This is a genomic window from Pseudomonas sp. A125, assembly GCF_055409485.1.
Window position 1 is genome coordinate 21,494 of the sequence record NZ_JBUZVP010000015.1, and the last position, 12,767, is coordinate 34,260.

Consider the following 12,767-nt stretch of genomic DNA (forward strand, 5'->3'; position numbering starts at 1 on the left):
GTGACTATTCGATGCTCAACGCACGGCGAAGGGTGTCTGACTCAGTGAGGAGCTGATCCGTCGTAACCTCGAGGATATTGGCGAGCTTACACAGGACCATCAGCGACGGATTGCCCGTGCACCGCTCGATTTGACTGACGTAGGTACGATCGACCTCGGCCATGAGCGCCAACTGCTCTTGGGTAAGGTTCTTTACGCGTCGCATCAAACGGATGTTTTCCGCTAGCTGCAGACGCAGCTGTTCGTAGTCTTGAGTCATGCGCGCAAATTGCGCCTTGAGGGACTCTCAATCCACGGGATATAGTCTACATTGGTATTGATCTAGGCCATTTGATGCTCATGCCTGTTATCCAGCGTTCATTTGGTTTCGTTATGATTTCGCGGCTGGGTCCAGCGTCTAACAATAAAATCAGAACTCTAAGGTGTGTATGGACGAAAACTACATTTCAATTCCTGCGGCGGATGGCTGCCCAAGTCTTCTGACCCCTTGGGGCAACGAATTTGTCCCGATGATCGAACGTGGCGTCCAATGCGCCCAGGCTTGGCTTGATACGCCCGGCGAGATTCCACTGTGGTGGGAACTGGCGCAAACACGGAAGACCTTTCCTATGGGCGACTGTCAAGATGCTTTTGAAGCCGGATTCCTGTTGAGGATTCAGCAGCGGCTTCGAGGCGCATCGCAATAACCTATCCCTCGCTCTAGAGCGCGATACCTGAATAGATTTCCCTATGCAGGTTCTATGCCTCGCGCTCTATCGATCCGTTCGGCTACCCGGTAAGCCGCTTCCAACTCTGAGCAGCCATTCTCTCGCATCAGTGTCCAGCGCTCGGCTTTTTCCTCGGGCTCCGTCATGGCCAGGGCGAGATAAAAACTGGGCGGCACGGCTCGAAACAGCGTTTCGAGTTTTTTCGACAGCACGACCCCCTCGGTGTATTTGCCCGGCTCCTTGCTGGCGGAGAGCAACAAGGCTTTCTGTGCCGGCGTGAGTTTCTTGAAGCGAGCGATTTCTTCGATTTCCGCCGGTGGCATGTTCAAGCAAATCCACCACTCGATCATGTTGAGCATGGTCTGCGCGGCAGTGGGGAAGTCGGCAAGGTTCTGCGTGGCGAGCCAGAACCAGGCGCCAAGCTTGCGCCACATCTTCGTCCCCTTGACCACGAACGGTGCCAGCAACGGATTCTTGGTGATGATATGGCCCTCGTCGGTGACCATGATGATCGGTCGGCCCAGGTACTGATCGCGCTCGGCGAGATTGTTCACGGTGTTCATCAGGCTGATGTAGCTGATGGACATCTGGGCTTCGTAACCTTCACGAGCATAGGTGGCCAGGTCGACAATGGTCACATCGCTCTCGGGCCAAGGCGTGCCCTCGCGATCGAACAGTTCGCCCTCGAAACCCTGGCAGAACAGGTCGATGGACTCGCCCATTTCCTGGGCACGCTCACGACGCTTCTCCGGCAAGTGCGTGTCAGCAGCGACGCGCAGCAAGGCGTCGCGTACGTCGCGGGTCAGTACCTGGCGACCCGCCGCGACACACGTCTGCGCCGCATCCAGGATGCACTCGCGGATCAAGCTGCGATCGGCTCGACTCAGGCGCGCCTCTTCCTTGGCCTCGCCACCGGTGATCATCAGCCGAGCGGTGATTTCCAATTCGCCAAGAACATCGCGTTGGTCTTCGCGACTGCTTACCGCCTCATCGTCCAGCTCATCAATCGACAGACTCGCCACCTGATCCGGTTGCTCGACCAGGCGCCAGGCATCGACAAAGGGCGCGAGGCTGACCGAGGCACCAGGTTTCAATTGGACCTTGTTGATCGACAGGCCTTGTGTCGCGAAGTAATCGCCCTGCAAGCCGAATGAGTTGCCGGCCTCGACGATAAACAGGCGAGGGCGGTACACGGCCATGACCTGCATCAGTAGGGTGACCAGAGTGGCCGACTTGCCGGCGCCGGTGGGGCCGAACAACAGCAGATGACCATTCATGGCCCGGTCCAGGCGTGACAGAGGGTCGAAGCTCAGTGGCGAACCGCCGCGGTTGAACAAAGTAATACCTGGGTGGCCGGTGCCGGTGCTGCGGCCCCAGACTGGAACCAGGTTCGCCAGGTGCTGGGCGAACATCAGCCGGGTGTACCAGTTGCGCGTGTCGCGGGCCGGGTTGTAAGCCATCGGTAGCCAACGCAGGTAACTGTTGCAGGCGGCGACTTCATCGCCTTCGCGTACCGGTTGCAGCCCCGCGCCCAGCAGCGCGTTGGCCAGGCTGACCGAGCGCTGGTGCAATTGCTGCTCATCGTGACCGCGCACGTAGAACGCCAGGGTTCCGCGGTACAGCTTGTGCTGACGGCCGATGATCGCACGAGCCTCTTCAACATCTTGGCGGGTCTGGGTCGAGGCCAGGTTTTCACCGATGGCTTTGCGCGCCAGTCGGTTCAATTGCTCCTCAAGTACATCCTGCGGTTTGACCACCAAGGTTAGACTCATGACTGTACCTTCGGGTAACTGGTCGAACAGTGCATTCACCGCGTCACCCTTGCGGGTTTCTCCGGTGAGTTGACCAATCAAGGGCGCTCGGCGCAGCTTGTCCACCACCATCACCCGATGAGGTTGATCATCGAAAAACCAGAATCCGTGCTGGACATCCGAACGCGGTTCGTTGAAGAACAGCCGCTCGGCGAAGTCATGATCGAAGGGCAGTTCCAGCGACTCGCCGTCGCCCGACTCCGGATAGGTCACGCGGCGGTAGAACTCCTCGGGCGCTTCATCGGTGAGCCTGGGTGCCGGATTGAACCAGGGCACTAACCAGGCATACAGACCTCTGCCATCGACTCGCGTTGTTTGCACCCCGCATGCCTGCAACGAAGCCGCGATACGTTCGCAAGCCTGTTGCAGGGGTTGCACCGGGGTGGGCCCCGTTTCCTCAGCGTCAGACTCGAGCCAGCGATAGATCACCAAGCGCACCCGGCGGTTATTGCCACGCCAGGGCAAGCGCGTCACCACCTTATCCTCAAACAGACCGCCAGGCTTGGCGATGGCCTGCAGATGATGGCGGCTGAGCTCCAAATATGCCTCGGTGAAGACCGTGCCTCGTGCTCTATCTTGGATATAGTCGGTGAACCGGGTCAGGTAGGGGGTAAAGTCGTTGTCGTCCTGGCAGAAAAACTGCGCCACCCAAGGCGCTTGATCCAGCTCGTCAAAGCTGTCCTGCAGGGCATCCTCCAGGGCATCGCGGGCGGCCATCAACCAATCGGGTTCGCGCCCTTCGGTGCCGATGGGCAGTAGCTCGAACACCGCACCCACCGAGCGATTGTCATCCAGCAAAAAACACTGCTCGGTGTCGAGGTATTCGACCCACGGCAGGTGATCGGTGAAGCTGGGATTGTGCGCATACAGTGCGGCGTCATCGGCCAAGGTGGCGCGAGGGCGCAATGGGTGGCGCCAGGCTTTCCACGCAGGAGCACGGTTCCGCGAATCGCCGGTACGCACTACAAGTCTTCCTGACGTTCACCCGGCAATGCGTACTGCACCCGTTGGTAGAACGGAAAGACGGTCGAGTAACCGGGGACCGGTGCCTGCTCGGTACCGCTCAGGTGCGGATACACGTACAGCACCAGATCGGGATTGGGCAGGCGCGGGAACAGGTTGCGGATCTCGTTCGCCGCTGTGCGCGTGTACGGTTCCTGTTGAGCCGCGGAGACATCTGCCTGAGCCAGCGGGCGGCGTAACTGCTGCCGAGCCTCCAGCAGTTGCTTCTGAGTGCCTAGCGAACCACCACCGTTCCAGATGTCCAGCATGGTTTGCTCGCCATGGGGCAGCAGCGTCTCCTTGTCGGTGGAGCACCCCGCCAGGACCCAGCAGAGCAAACTAATCCAGGTCAGGCAGAGAAGCTTGGTCTTTTTCATGGCGAACGCTCCGGCCCTTGGGCTCGTAGTCGATGGTGATCTCATGGTCGAGGTGCAGGGCGACCTGTGCGGCCGGTGGCACGTACACAGCCGCAAAGGCCTCGCCATACAGCTTGTTGACCCACTCGCGGATGTCGCTGACCCCACCACTGAGAATTGAATTCAGCGCGCTGTTGCCCGTACTGTTGGTAACCCCGAGCGTACTACCGCCCGAACTGATCACGCTGCTGTTGTTCTGCTCATCTCCGAGCAAGGCGGCGACACCGGCGCCGGCCGCAGTGATCAGGCTCTGGCTGCCGAGGTACTGTTGGGCGTTCGAGCGGCGCTCACCGGCGATGCACGGAATGCCATACGGATCGGACAAATAACCGAGGCCTCCGCGGATCTTGTCGGTGTTCGAGCTCTGAGTGGAAGAGGCAGTGCGGCTGGAGATCGCTTTCGGCTGAGGGACCGTGCGGATGGTGCCATCGGTAAACACAAAGGTGATCGACTCGACCTGTCCGCGTACGCAAGACAGGGTCCAGTCACCGGACGCCGTACCGCTCATCACGGCCCCCGCGACGTCCGGCAGGTCGATGCCGTTGGCCGTCAGGTTCTCGGGACCGACCAGCACCTTGAAGGGATAGGGATCATTCACGGTGCCGTCCACCGGGACTCGGCCGATCAGCGCGGTCATGGCGACCGAGCCCATCAATGTCGCGTTTTCGGGGATCGTGTAGACCGGCTTCGCATCTTCGGTACGATCAACTGATCGCGTCAGGTCATGCTCACCCTGGGTGACCGCACGTAGCTGTTTCTGGCTACGATCAATCGCGTTATCTTTCAAGCCTTCAAGAGAGTTGAAGGTGGTAGGCAGACTCAGTGCGGAGGCGGTCTTGGTTTTGCCTCCGACGTTGGTGGACGGAGCATCCGAGGGTTCAATCCACTGCAGCGTATCAGTGGCAGAGTGTCGCCATTCGAACTGAGCCCCATCGCCCGGCTCTAGCCCCAATCCGATCGGCATGTCCTTGCTTTTGCCAGTCAGCCCCGACAACTGCTCCTGCAATTGCGTCAGCAGACCGCGTGCCTGACGACTGTCTTGTTCTGCTTTGAGCCGGGCCTCGTTGGCTTGTCGGCGGCCTTCGTCGACCTGTTGGGTCACGCTGCCAAGCGCCGTCTGGATACGCGAATCGACACTGTTTTCCCGCTCGCGCAGGCGGCTATTCTCCGTCTGCAGCGAATCGTTGTGTTTCTTCAAACCGAGCATGTCGCTGCGCATGGCCTTCACCTGGCCGACCAGGGTCGCGACGGTGTCGCGTGGGGTGTCGCCAGCAATGCCGAGCGACTTGGCTTGCTCGGCGGATAGCTGAATATTGCCCTGATCAACTGGGTGCTCTGGAGAGGGAGTATTACCCGCGACCCAGCTTTTCAGGATGATCACCACCACGGCCAGCAGCGCAGCCGGTACCAGCCATTTGAGCAAGGCGTTAGCTTTCATCGTCAGCACCTCGCGCAATAGGCGGGAGCAGCACGGCGTGTTCGAGGCTGGCACCGCGAGTGACGAGGTAGGCGATTGTGGTGTCTTCAGCACTGCCGACAGGCCCGAGGAACGCATGCTGGAAGGCCGCGGCGAACAGCTTGGCCTGCAGCCGACGCGGATCGAGTTGCACCGTCTCTGGACCACGGTTGCGCAGCATCACCGCCGTCACCCAGTAATCACCGAGTCGCCAGGCGGCGATGGGTGTGCTGGACACATTTTCGGTCGGCAGCAGGGTCGGCAATTCGGTGCGCAGCTTGAGCGGGACGCGGCGTACGCCGGGCAGGGATTCCACGGTGCGCAGCGGCGCGTACAGGCTCTGTGCGGCATAGCGCGTCAAAGCGACCGGAGTCGGCGTGCGTTCTGGAACAGGGACAGTGCTAGATTCAGCCTCGGTAGCTTGCACCTGAGCATTCTTGAGAATACGCACGGGCTCCAGCGGTTGATCGCCGGGCGTGGCCGCGATATCCAGGAGGATAATCTCGCCCGTCGTGACCGATTGCAGTTGCAGTCGGGTCGGTGCAATGGCTTCCGACGCTCGCAGGTACAGCGTGCCGCCGGTTGATTGAATGCGCAGCTTGCCCGTCAGGGTTGAGGGCACGCCGATTCGAACATCCTCGTCGACAAAGATCACTCGTTCCTGATTGATCACCAGTGGGACCGCGAGGGGGAGGCGCTCCCAGTGCATCAGTTCGACGGCCTGCGCTGCAGCACCCCATGACATCAGTGCGACGGTGAGCCCCAGGGTAGAAATCCGCTTCATGGTTCACCTCCAGGCAGGGCGATTTTTTGCGGAGTGCCCTGATAGCAATCCAGTGCCAGCCCCCACTTATTGCGTTCGGGGTCCAGATCAAAACGCACCACGCGTAATGGATAACGCACCACGACCCGTTTTACCGGTTCGGCGGCGTAATACTCATCGGCGTTGAGGTCGAGCGTGACCAGCCAGCTGTCGCGGTCGAGTTGCTTGACCCTGAGCTCTGGATCTTCGCTGTAGCCTCGGCCCAGAATTTCGTAGACGCCACGCACCCGCTGGCGCAGTTCGCCGGCGGCCTTGCGGTACTCATAATCACCGTCGAGGAAGGCCTTGCAGGCGGGTGTCAGGTAGGACTGCAAGCCATAGATGGCGCGGCGATAATCCTGCTCGCCATCCGAGGGCCAGCGGTTGAGCTGGCCAAAGATGTACAGGGCAAAGGCATAGACATTCTCTGAGGGGATATCCCACCACTTACGGGTGCTGCCCGAGCGCAAATCCGGGGGTACATGCACGGTCAGATCGGTTGGAGCCGAGCGCCAGCCATACCAGAGTCCGGCACAGACCAGGGCGAGGATCACTACCGCCAGACGCAGGCTGAAGATATGGGCTTGTTGGGCATCCACCTTGTTTCGAAATTGGCTCATGGCTGCCACCGGGACAGGGCAGGGCGCAGTCGACGCGAACGGCGAACCGTCCAAGCGCCGGAGTGGAGAATCAAACTCCCGCGCCCCAGGCGCCAACGGCTGGCGAGTACCCACTCGAGCTTGCGGTACAGCCAGGTCTCGGGACGGGCCCGTTTGGCCCGACGCAGTAGTGTGCTACCGGCAAATAACACCACCGCCATGCTTGCGATCATGCTGGTCGGCGCCACGGCAATGGAGGCGGTGGCGATCGCCAGAGGAGCACCCAGCAGCAGGCCGATGACGGCGCCGGTGCCGAGCGCTACCCACATCTCATCATTGGTCAAACCGCGCAGTACGGCAGGATCGCGGTTGAGCCGCTCCGGCAGAAAGACCAAGGTGCCGTCGGCAAGGCGTTCGATAGTGTCGTTCATGCCAACCTCACAAAATCGCGGCGGCCTTGGTCAGAAACCAGATGATGATCACCACCAGCAGGGCGCCGATGCCAACCACCGCGCCGAGGTCTTTCCAGGTCTTGCGCTGGTTCTGGACGTCGGCATACACGGTCAGGGAATGCCACGCCACACCCAAGAAAGCGAGCAGGGCGATCAGCAAGCCGAGCAGGATACCGCCGTCGTAGGCGTAGTTTTTGATCGTCTCGATCAACCCGGAACCTTCACCACGTGAAGGAGCTTCCATGGTCGGGAGTTCAGCAAAAGCCAGGCTTGGACCGAGTACCAACAGCAGACCGATCAAGCGCTGGCTTGCACGATTACGCAGGTTGTTTTTCAGGGGGGCAAGGCACTTGAGCATGATGGATCTCCGGTGTTAGGACAGGGTGAAGAACATCAGAACCAGCAAGGTGAGCAGCACGCGCGCGGCGCTGCCGCCGAAGGCTCCAAAGCGCACACTGCCGGCTGCCCAACCTCGGTAAGCCGTCCACATCACCCAGGCACACCACAGCAAAGCCAGGACGAGAACCAGGGACAGCCACAGTGTCGAACTGCTCTGTGCCGAAAAGCCGGAGGCGTTTTGGAAAGCCGCTGTCTGAGCGTCAGTCATGCTCATGGCGAAGGCTCCGCAGGCGGAGTGTCAAGGCGGTAATCACCGACCAGTTCACTGGGATCACGGGGTTGAGCACGGGAGGGAGACAGATAGTTCTGCACACCGTGACGGATGCGTTGGATGTCCTGAGTCAGCCGGGGATAGTCGAAGCGATAGCGTTCGCTTGGTTCAGAGGTACTGGCTACCTCGGCTAGCGTTGCAAAGCGTTCGATAATGTCGAGCTGCTGCTGGACTCGGCTGAGCTGATCCTGCTCATGAGCAGATGCGGCATAACTGCTGCCATCGACGATAGCAAGCGAGAACAGTAACAAGCAGCGAAAGACGGTAGTTGGCATGATGCTGGCCCATATGGATCTGGGAACAGAATCAAGTCAGAGGTCGAATTTTTCTGTAAGAAACCTGAGGTCTGATAAATCGCTTTTTCTGGGGAAGGACTGAGGATGCTTGCATTACAGCTAATATGGCACTTCGACCTTGGGCGGGGGGAGTTATTGAGGCTCTAGGGACACTCCACTCTCGATGAGTTTCGTTGATGACGATATCGTCACAATCCACTTCTCCCGGCTCATTCCCAGGAGCGGACTCACACAGACCACGCTCTTCAGCTCTGAACCGAGCATGCTTTGAAAAGCTAAAATGGATTGTCAATTACCAGTCAAAAAAGTGGAGAGACACAGCATGCCCATTGACCTGTTCAACCCATTGACGGCCGAAGACCAACAGCATCCGATTTTTCGGATGATGCTGCGAGAGCCGTATAGACCGGAACGTGAGGTGCTTAATCAATGGGCGGAAGGCTTCGAGGACCGGGATGGAAAATTCGTCAAAGAATTCCAAAAGACCTTTGAGTCCTCGTTTTGGGAACTGTATCTGCATGCGGCTTTGAAGGTATGGGGCCTCTCCATCGATCTGCGGCACCATGCGCCCGATTTCCTAGTTGGTGGGCCGATTCCGTTTTGCCTTGAAGCGACAATCGCGAATCCGCCCGCTGGTGGCCAATCAGCATATGGGTGCTCGCAAGTTGATCCGCCTGCTGACTTCACGGCGTTTAACATTGAGTCTACGGTGCGCATCTGCAATAGCTTTGACAGTAAAGTGAAGAAATACAGGGGCCAGTACTCGAAACTCGTTCATGTCCAAGACAAGCCGTTCGTCATTGGCATTGCTTCATTTGATAGGCCACACGCACACTTTGCCGCCGGGCGTCCCATCCTGGCGGCACTCTATGGCCTCTACCATGATGAGGCGGCAACAACGGCAACCGATACGCACGTCCCGTCCTACAACGTCTCGGCAGCTCCCAAGAATGAAAATACCAACATCAAAGTGGGGCTGTTCTGTGATGACAGCTATCCAGAGGTGTCGGCAGTCGTCTACAGCAGCCTGGCCACATGGGGAAAGGTTCGGGCTCTGGCCGACAACCCAGGCGCAATGAGTGCCTACACAACCCTTCACCCCAATCCAGGAGAGCTCATTCCGGTGGTGCGCGCCGCGTTAAAGCGTGACTACAGCGAGCATCTGATGGATGGACTGTTTGTGCTCCATAACCCATTTGCCAAATACCCGATACCGCGGGGCTTCTTGAGCCATCCGCGCCTTTGCGAAGTGACAGTAGCGGATGACGGTGAACTACTTATCGACGCGCCGGACGATTTTTTGCTGTTGAGAATGCTGAACTCGTTCATCCCGGCTCAGTAACGTAATGGCTGGTAATGATTGGCCAGGAGGTTGCCCGAACCGACACTGATTTTGGACAAACGACCAATTACATTACCGGATCGTAAGAGATCACCGATCTGCTTAATGACTGATCCACAGCGTCGAGAGAGATAGTGATAAGGCCTGTCCGAATACTGGTCGGACGGCGATGAAAACGCTCAGGTACACCACAAGCTCGCCCTGAAGTGCGCGACCAAGACAGCAGGGCGCACATTTTCGCGTCTGAGATGTTGAGGGAAACAGCTTAACTAAGCACTTAGAGATATTTTTTGAACGTCGTCGATGTGATCGCTACTACCGCTCCAAGTAGTACTGCGCAAGGCAAAAGCACAGCGATGGGGTTGAGCGAAAAGGGCAGGGATAGGTAAATGATCCAGGGCACGATCAACAGTGGTAACACTGCTCGCTTAGCGCGGTGATAGACAAAGCTGCTTTCTCGCCCCGCGCCAAATTTGCGCAGGTCACGGCGCATCAAACCATCGACAAAACCAGTGAACATGGCCAGCAAGAACAGCGGCGTGGCCAGGACCAGAATGGTCAGGCGGACCACGAACGTGAAGGTGACATACATTGCTGCCAGTACAAAATCCTCGATACTCACGTAGAACTGGTTTACCCAACTCCAGAAGCCGTTACCCAGGCTTGACACCCGCGCCTGCTGGGCAAAATCTGCAAAGCCGGTCTTGACCAACAGCCACTGATTGAGGAATTCCAGTAACTGGACAATCGTTGGCCCAGGTTGTTGGAGGATAAGTGACGATTTGAAGTACTCACTGAGCCAGCCCAACTCACTGGTTAGCATGGCCTGACTATGCCGCCAACCCTGATCACCCCAGAACAGTAGCAGCCCGACGAACTCGATCAGGATCGAGAACAGCAACGAGGCGATCAGCAAACCGATGATGCGCAGGACCAGGCTGATCGCAGAGATGATCAATCCCGGACGCTGGATCGGTTGTGGCGGCGTGTTCTGGGCGGAAGTCGCCATAGTTCACTCCATTGTGCGTTGCAGAGGTGATGTGGTCACGACGCCTTCTGGATAGTTTTCTGTTGAATAAAAACCGGTGGCAGGGGCGGGCTACCCCACCTGATCCAGATCGAAGTTGGTAGTTGGACCGCCACCGCTTGCGCTCCACCATTGCCCTGCCTGCGCGTTGTAGGTGGTCCGCATTCGCTGGGTGAGTTCCTGCAGGTCCTTGGGCATGGCATCGTCGTTGGAGGGTTTTGGCAATGGCATGCGGACTTTCCAGAGCTGCCCACCGGCCTGGAAGGAGAACATTTGCCCTTTGGGTAAACTGACGATATGAGCAGGCTCGATCAACGGCACACTGGTGCTACTGACGCGGTCCTGCGAGGACGAGGTAAAGTCTGTATTCGCCTCTGGATCGGAGGTGTCGGTGGCACCCGACACCAGGGTCTTGGTCAGCACGTTAACCTTGGGCAACTGCTGGGTGAGCAGCTCAGCGGTCGCGGTTTCGCGCACCCGCAGCATCTGCAGAGTGTTGAAGTTACCAATAACCTGGCCAGCTTTGGCGCGGTTGCCGATACGTGCTTCGATATCGCTGAGGGTCTGGGTGTAGGCGGTTACCTGGATACCGGCACCGCCGCCCTTATTGATCAGCGGGATGAATTCATCCCCCATCAACTCGTTGAACTCATCGGCGTGGAGGTTGATCGGCAACTTGTCACTGTTGTTACCCGATTGGGGCAGGCCATGGTCGATGCCGTGTTTGTAGATGTGTCCGGCGACCGAGACCAAGTCGGCAAACATGGAGTTGCCCACAGCGGCGGCCACCTCGGCGTCGGTCAGTGCATCCAGGCCGACATAGACGATGCCACGTTTTCGGATGATCTGCATCCAGTCGAAGATTGGCCGCGGGTCATCTAAGTCAGTGTAGTTGGGGGCCAGTAACTGGGCGGTCTTGCCGGTGGTGAGTTTCTCCAGCAGCGGCAGTAGCGAGGCAACGATTTTGTCGAAGTAAGTACGGTCATATCGTACCGCCGAACGCAGTCCGTCCATTACCGGATCAAATACCCGCTTCACCGCCAGGTACTGCTCGATGGCCACCACACGCTTTTCGCGCCCGATCATATGCCGGGGAATGTTTTTCTCGGTGAGCTTGCCTTCAAGCTGGACGATCACTTCCCACGCTTTCGGATCAGTCTTGGCGAAAAACTGCTGGGCGTATTCGATGAACAGTGCGTCGATGTTGACCACATGCCGCTGGATCTGCAGGTAGTCCGGACGTCGTCCTAGCTCGATCAGGGCGCGGGCGATGATGTTGACGAAACGCCAGGCGAACTCGCGGAAGGCCGCGGAGTTACCTTCACCGCTAAGCTGCCCGGCGATGCGTGACGCCACTTCCGAGATACGACCGAAACGTCCCACGGCGTTGTAGCGGGCCGAGATTTCTGGCCACCCCAGATGGAAGACATAGAACTCCTTCTCCCGCCCGGCTCGCTTGGCTTCGACGTACATGCGTTTGAGCAGGTCGGCATCACCCTTCGGATCGAAGACGATCACCACTTCATGTTCGACGCGGTGAATGTCCTGGGTGATGTACACCTCGGCGAGTCGCGTCTTGCCGACACGGGTCGTGCCCAGCACCAGGGTATGTCCGACCCGTTCGCCCAGTGGCAGACTGACCTCCGTTTCGTTGGGCTCGACCCCATGCAACAGCGGCGAGCCACCTACTGGGGGCAAAGGGCGCAACGGATTGAAGGCACTGTCCCAGGCGGTGACACGGGCCAATGTAGAGAGCGGAAACGGTGCATGTTCCAGGCGGCGTTCGAGTCCGCGTGCCAGACGATAGCGGGTCGGTTGGTCGACATAGTGAGCAACAGCCGGATCCTGGGCCTCGACCAAGCGCTGGGTGTGCAGGCGGGTCCAGCGAAAGCCGCGGCCCATGAACAGACGCTTGCGGCTGACCGGAATCTGTCGGCTGGTCAGTTCGTAGCGGGGCAGCCGGCGGATATTGCGCCGATAACGCAGCACCTCCCAGGCTTGTCGCAATCGGATAAGGCCGAACAGGGCATAGGCCAGTGCTGCAACCAGACCGATCTCGGGTGACAGCGCCACGGCCCAGGGCGAGTACACGCACAACACCGCGGCGGCGATGCAGATCGCTACGGTGAACAGCTCCACCGCTGGCCGGAGCTTGGACTCCATCGCATGCTCGGCCATGACCTGGAC

At 58.9% G+C, this 12,767-nt stretch carries 14 protein-coding genes; 2 read left to right on the top strand and 12 right to left on the bottom strand.

Annotated elements, in window-relative coordinates; translation table 11 throughout:
- Window positions 1–4: 4 nt before the first annotated feature.
- On the bottom strand, window positions 5–259 hold the full coding sequence (locus ACZRN6_RS20235; RefSeq protein ID WP_154946751.1) for a helix-turn-helix domain-containing protein: 255 nt from the start codon (window positions 257–259) through the stop codon (window positions 5–7).
- Between the two features lie 169 nt (window positions 260–428).
- Here ACZRN6_RS20235 and ACZRN6_RS20240 point away from each other — a divergent pair, with 169 nt between their 5' ends.
- Entirely contained in the window at window positions 429–686 is a 258-nt protein-coding gene (locus ACZRN6_RS20240) for a LasR-specific antiactivator QslA (protein ID WP_154946752.1), read from the top strand.
- 41 nt (window positions 687–727) lie between these two features.
- On the opposite strand, the gene ACZRN6_RS20245 is transcribed toward ACZRN6_RS20240, so the two are convergent.
- Genes ACZRN6_RS20245 through ACZRN6_RS20285 form a run of 9 tightly spaced genes read right to left on the bottom strand, consistent with a single transcriptional unit; the run spans window position 728 to window position 8,190 of the window.
- A complete protein-coding gene (locus ACZRN6_RS20245) occupies window positions 728–3,481 on the bottom strand; it encodes a conjugative transfer ATPase (protein WP_236530989.1) in 2,754 nt (917 codons plus the stop codon).
- Window positions 3,481–3,897, bottom strand: a complete 417-nt coding sequence (locus ACZRN6_RS20250; RefSeq protein ID WP_154946754.1) for a TIGR03751 family conjugal transfer lipoprotein — start codon at window positions 3,895–3,897, stop codon at window positions 3,481–3,483. Before ACZRN6_RS20250 ends, ACZRN6_RS20245 begins: the two co-directional genes overlap by 1 nt.
- On the bottom strand, window positions 3,860–5,374 hold the full coding sequence (locus tag ACZRN6_RS20255; RefSeq protein WP_464008644.1) for a TIGR03752 family integrating conjugative element protein: 1,515 nt from the start codon (window positions 5,372–5,374) through the stop codon (window positions 3,860–3,862). The genes ACZRN6_RS20250 and ACZRN6_RS20255 overlap by 38 nt, the downstream gene beginning before the upstream one ends.
- Complete coding sequence (locus ACZRN6_RS20260) at window positions 5,364–6,176, bottom strand: TIGR03749 family integrating conjugative element protein (RefSeq protein ID WP_154946756.1); 813 nt, start codon at window positions 6,174–6,176, stop codon at window positions 5,364–5,366. The genes ACZRN6_RS20255 and ACZRN6_RS20260 overlap by 11 nt, the downstream gene beginning before the upstream one ends.
- Window positions 6,173–6,814 (bottom strand): PFL_4703 family integrating conjugative element protein, encoded by a 642-nt coding sequence (locus tag ACZRN6_RS20265; protein ID WP_464008645.1) that lies wholly within the window; start codon window positions 6,812–6,814, stop codon window positions 6,173–6,175. Before ACZRN6_RS20265 ends, ACZRN6_RS20260 begins: the two co-directional genes overlap by 4 nt.
- Window positions 6,811–7,224: a TIGR03750 family conjugal transfer protein gene (locus ACZRN6_RS20270; RefSeq protein WP_464008646.1), complete on the bottom strand. Its 414-nt coding sequence runs from the start codon at window positions 7,222–7,224 to the stop codon at window positions 6,811–6,813. The genes ACZRN6_RS20265 and ACZRN6_RS20270 overlap by 4 nt, the downstream gene beginning before the upstream one ends.
- A 7-nt stretch (window positions 7,225–7,231) precedes the next feature.
- Complete coding sequence (locus ACZRN6_RS20275; protein ID WP_016978883.1) at window positions 7,232–7,603, bottom strand: TIGR03745 family integrating conjugative element membrane protein; 372 nt, start codon at window positions 7,601–7,603, stop codon at window positions 7,232–7,234.
- A 15-nt stretch (window positions 7,604–7,618) separates the two neighbouring features.
- A complete protein-coding gene (locus tag ACZRN6_RS20280) occupies window positions 7,619–7,858 on the bottom strand; it encodes a TIGR03758 family integrating conjugative element protein (RefSeq protein WP_332509051.1) in 240 nt (79 codons plus the stop codon).
- Entirely contained in the window at window positions 7,855–8,190 is a 336-nt protein-coding gene (locus ACZRN6_RS20285) for an integrative conjugative element protein, RAQPRD family (protein WP_464008647.1), read from the bottom strand. The genes ACZRN6_RS20280 and ACZRN6_RS20285 overlap by 4 nt, the downstream gene beginning before the upstream one ends.
- A 343-nt stretch (window positions 8,191–8,533) precedes the next feature.
- Here ACZRN6_RS20285 and ACZRN6_RS20290 point away from each other — a divergent pair, with 343 nt between their 5' ends.
- The gene (locus tag ACZRN6_RS20290; RefSeq protein ID WP_464008648.1) at window positions 8,534–9,553 is read left to right on the top strand and encodes a glycosaminoglycan attachment site; all 1,020 of its coding nucleotides are present in this window, start codon (window positions 8,534–8,536) and stop codon (window positions 9,551–9,553) included.
- A 277-nt stretch (window positions 9,554–9,830) separates the two neighbouring features.
- On the opposite strand, the gene ACZRN6_RS20295 is transcribed toward ACZRN6_RS20290, so the two are convergent.
- Both ACZRN6_RS20295 and traD read right to left on the bottom strand, forming a co-directional pair.
- Window positions 9,831–10,562 carry a TIGR03747 family integrating conjugative element membrane protein gene (locus ACZRN6_RS20295; protein ID WP_464008649.1) on the bottom strand — a complete coding sequence of 244 codons (732 nt, stop codon included), beginning with the start codon at window positions 10,560–10,562 and terminating at the stop codon, window positions 9,831–9,833.
- A 90-nt stretch (window positions 10,563–10,652) separates the two neighbouring features.
- The gene (gene traD, locus ACZRN6_RS20300) at window positions 10,653–12,758 is read right to left on the bottom strand and encodes a type IV conjugative transfer system coupling protein TraD (RefSeq protein ID WP_464008650.1); all 2,106 of its coding nucleotides are present in this window, start codon (window positions 12,756–12,758) and stop codon (window positions 10,653–10,655) included.
- Window positions 12,759–12,767: the final 9 nt, after the last annotated feature.

What these genes read in the sequence shown, in the direction of transcription:
- ACZRN6_RS20235 (WP_154946751.1), bottom strand. Translation starts at nt 259, where the DNA reads ATGACTCAAGACTACGAACAGCTGCGTCTGCAGCTAGCGGAAAACATC.
- ACZRN6_RS20240 (WP_154946752.1), top strand. Translation starts at nt 429, where the DNA reads ATGGACGAAAACTACATTTCAATTCCTGCGGCGGATGGCTGCCCAAGT.
- ACZRN6_RS20250 (WP_154946754.1), bottom strand. Translation starts at nt 3,897, where the DNA reads ATGAAAAAGACCAAGCTTCTCTGCCTGACCTGGATTAGTTTGCTCTGC.
- ACZRN6_RS20255 (WP_464008644.1), bottom strand. Translation starts at nt 5,374, where the DNA reads ATGAAAGCTAACGCCTTGCTCAAATGGCTGGTACCGGCTGCGCTGCTG.
- ACZRN6_RS20260 (WP_154946756.1), bottom strand. Translation starts at nt 6,176, where the DNA reads ATGAAGCGGATTTCTACCCTGGGGCTCACCGTCGCACTGATGTCATGG.
- ACZRN6_RS20265 (WP_464008645.1), bottom strand. Translation starts at nt 6,814, where the DNA reads ATGAGCCAATTTCGAAACAAGGTGGATGCCCAACAAGCCCATATCTTC.
- ACZRN6_RS20270 (WP_464008646.1), bottom strand. Translation starts at nt 7,224, where the DNA reads ATGAACGACACTATCGAACGCCTTGCCGACGGCACCTTGGTCTTTCTG.
- ACZRN6_RS20275 (WP_016978883.1), bottom strand. Translation starts at nt 7,603, where the DNA reads ATGCTCAAGTGCCTTGCCCCCCTGAAAAACAACCTGCGTAATCGTGCA.
- ACZRN6_RS20280 (WP_332509051.1), bottom strand. Translation starts at nt 7,858, where the DNA reads ATGAGCATGACTGACGCTCAGACAGCGGCTTTCCAAAACGCCTCCGGC.
- ACZRN6_RS20285 (WP_464008647.1), bottom strand. Translation starts at nt 8,190, where the DNA reads ATGCCAACTACCGTCTTTCGCTGCTTGTTACTGTTCTCGCTTGCTATC.
- ACZRN6_RS20290 (WP_464008648.1), top strand. Translation starts at nt 8,534, where the DNA reads ATGCCCATTGACCTGTTCAACCCATTGACGGCCGAAGACCAACAGCAT.
- ACZRN6_RS20295 (WP_464008649.1), bottom strand. Translation starts at nt 10,562, where the DNA reads ATGGCGACTTCCGCCCAGAACACGCCGCCACAACCGATCCAGCGTCCG.
- traD (WP_464008650.1), bottom strand. Translation starts at nt 12,758, where the DNA reads ATGGCCGAGCATGCGATGGAGTCCAAGCTCCGGCCAGCGGTGGAGCTG.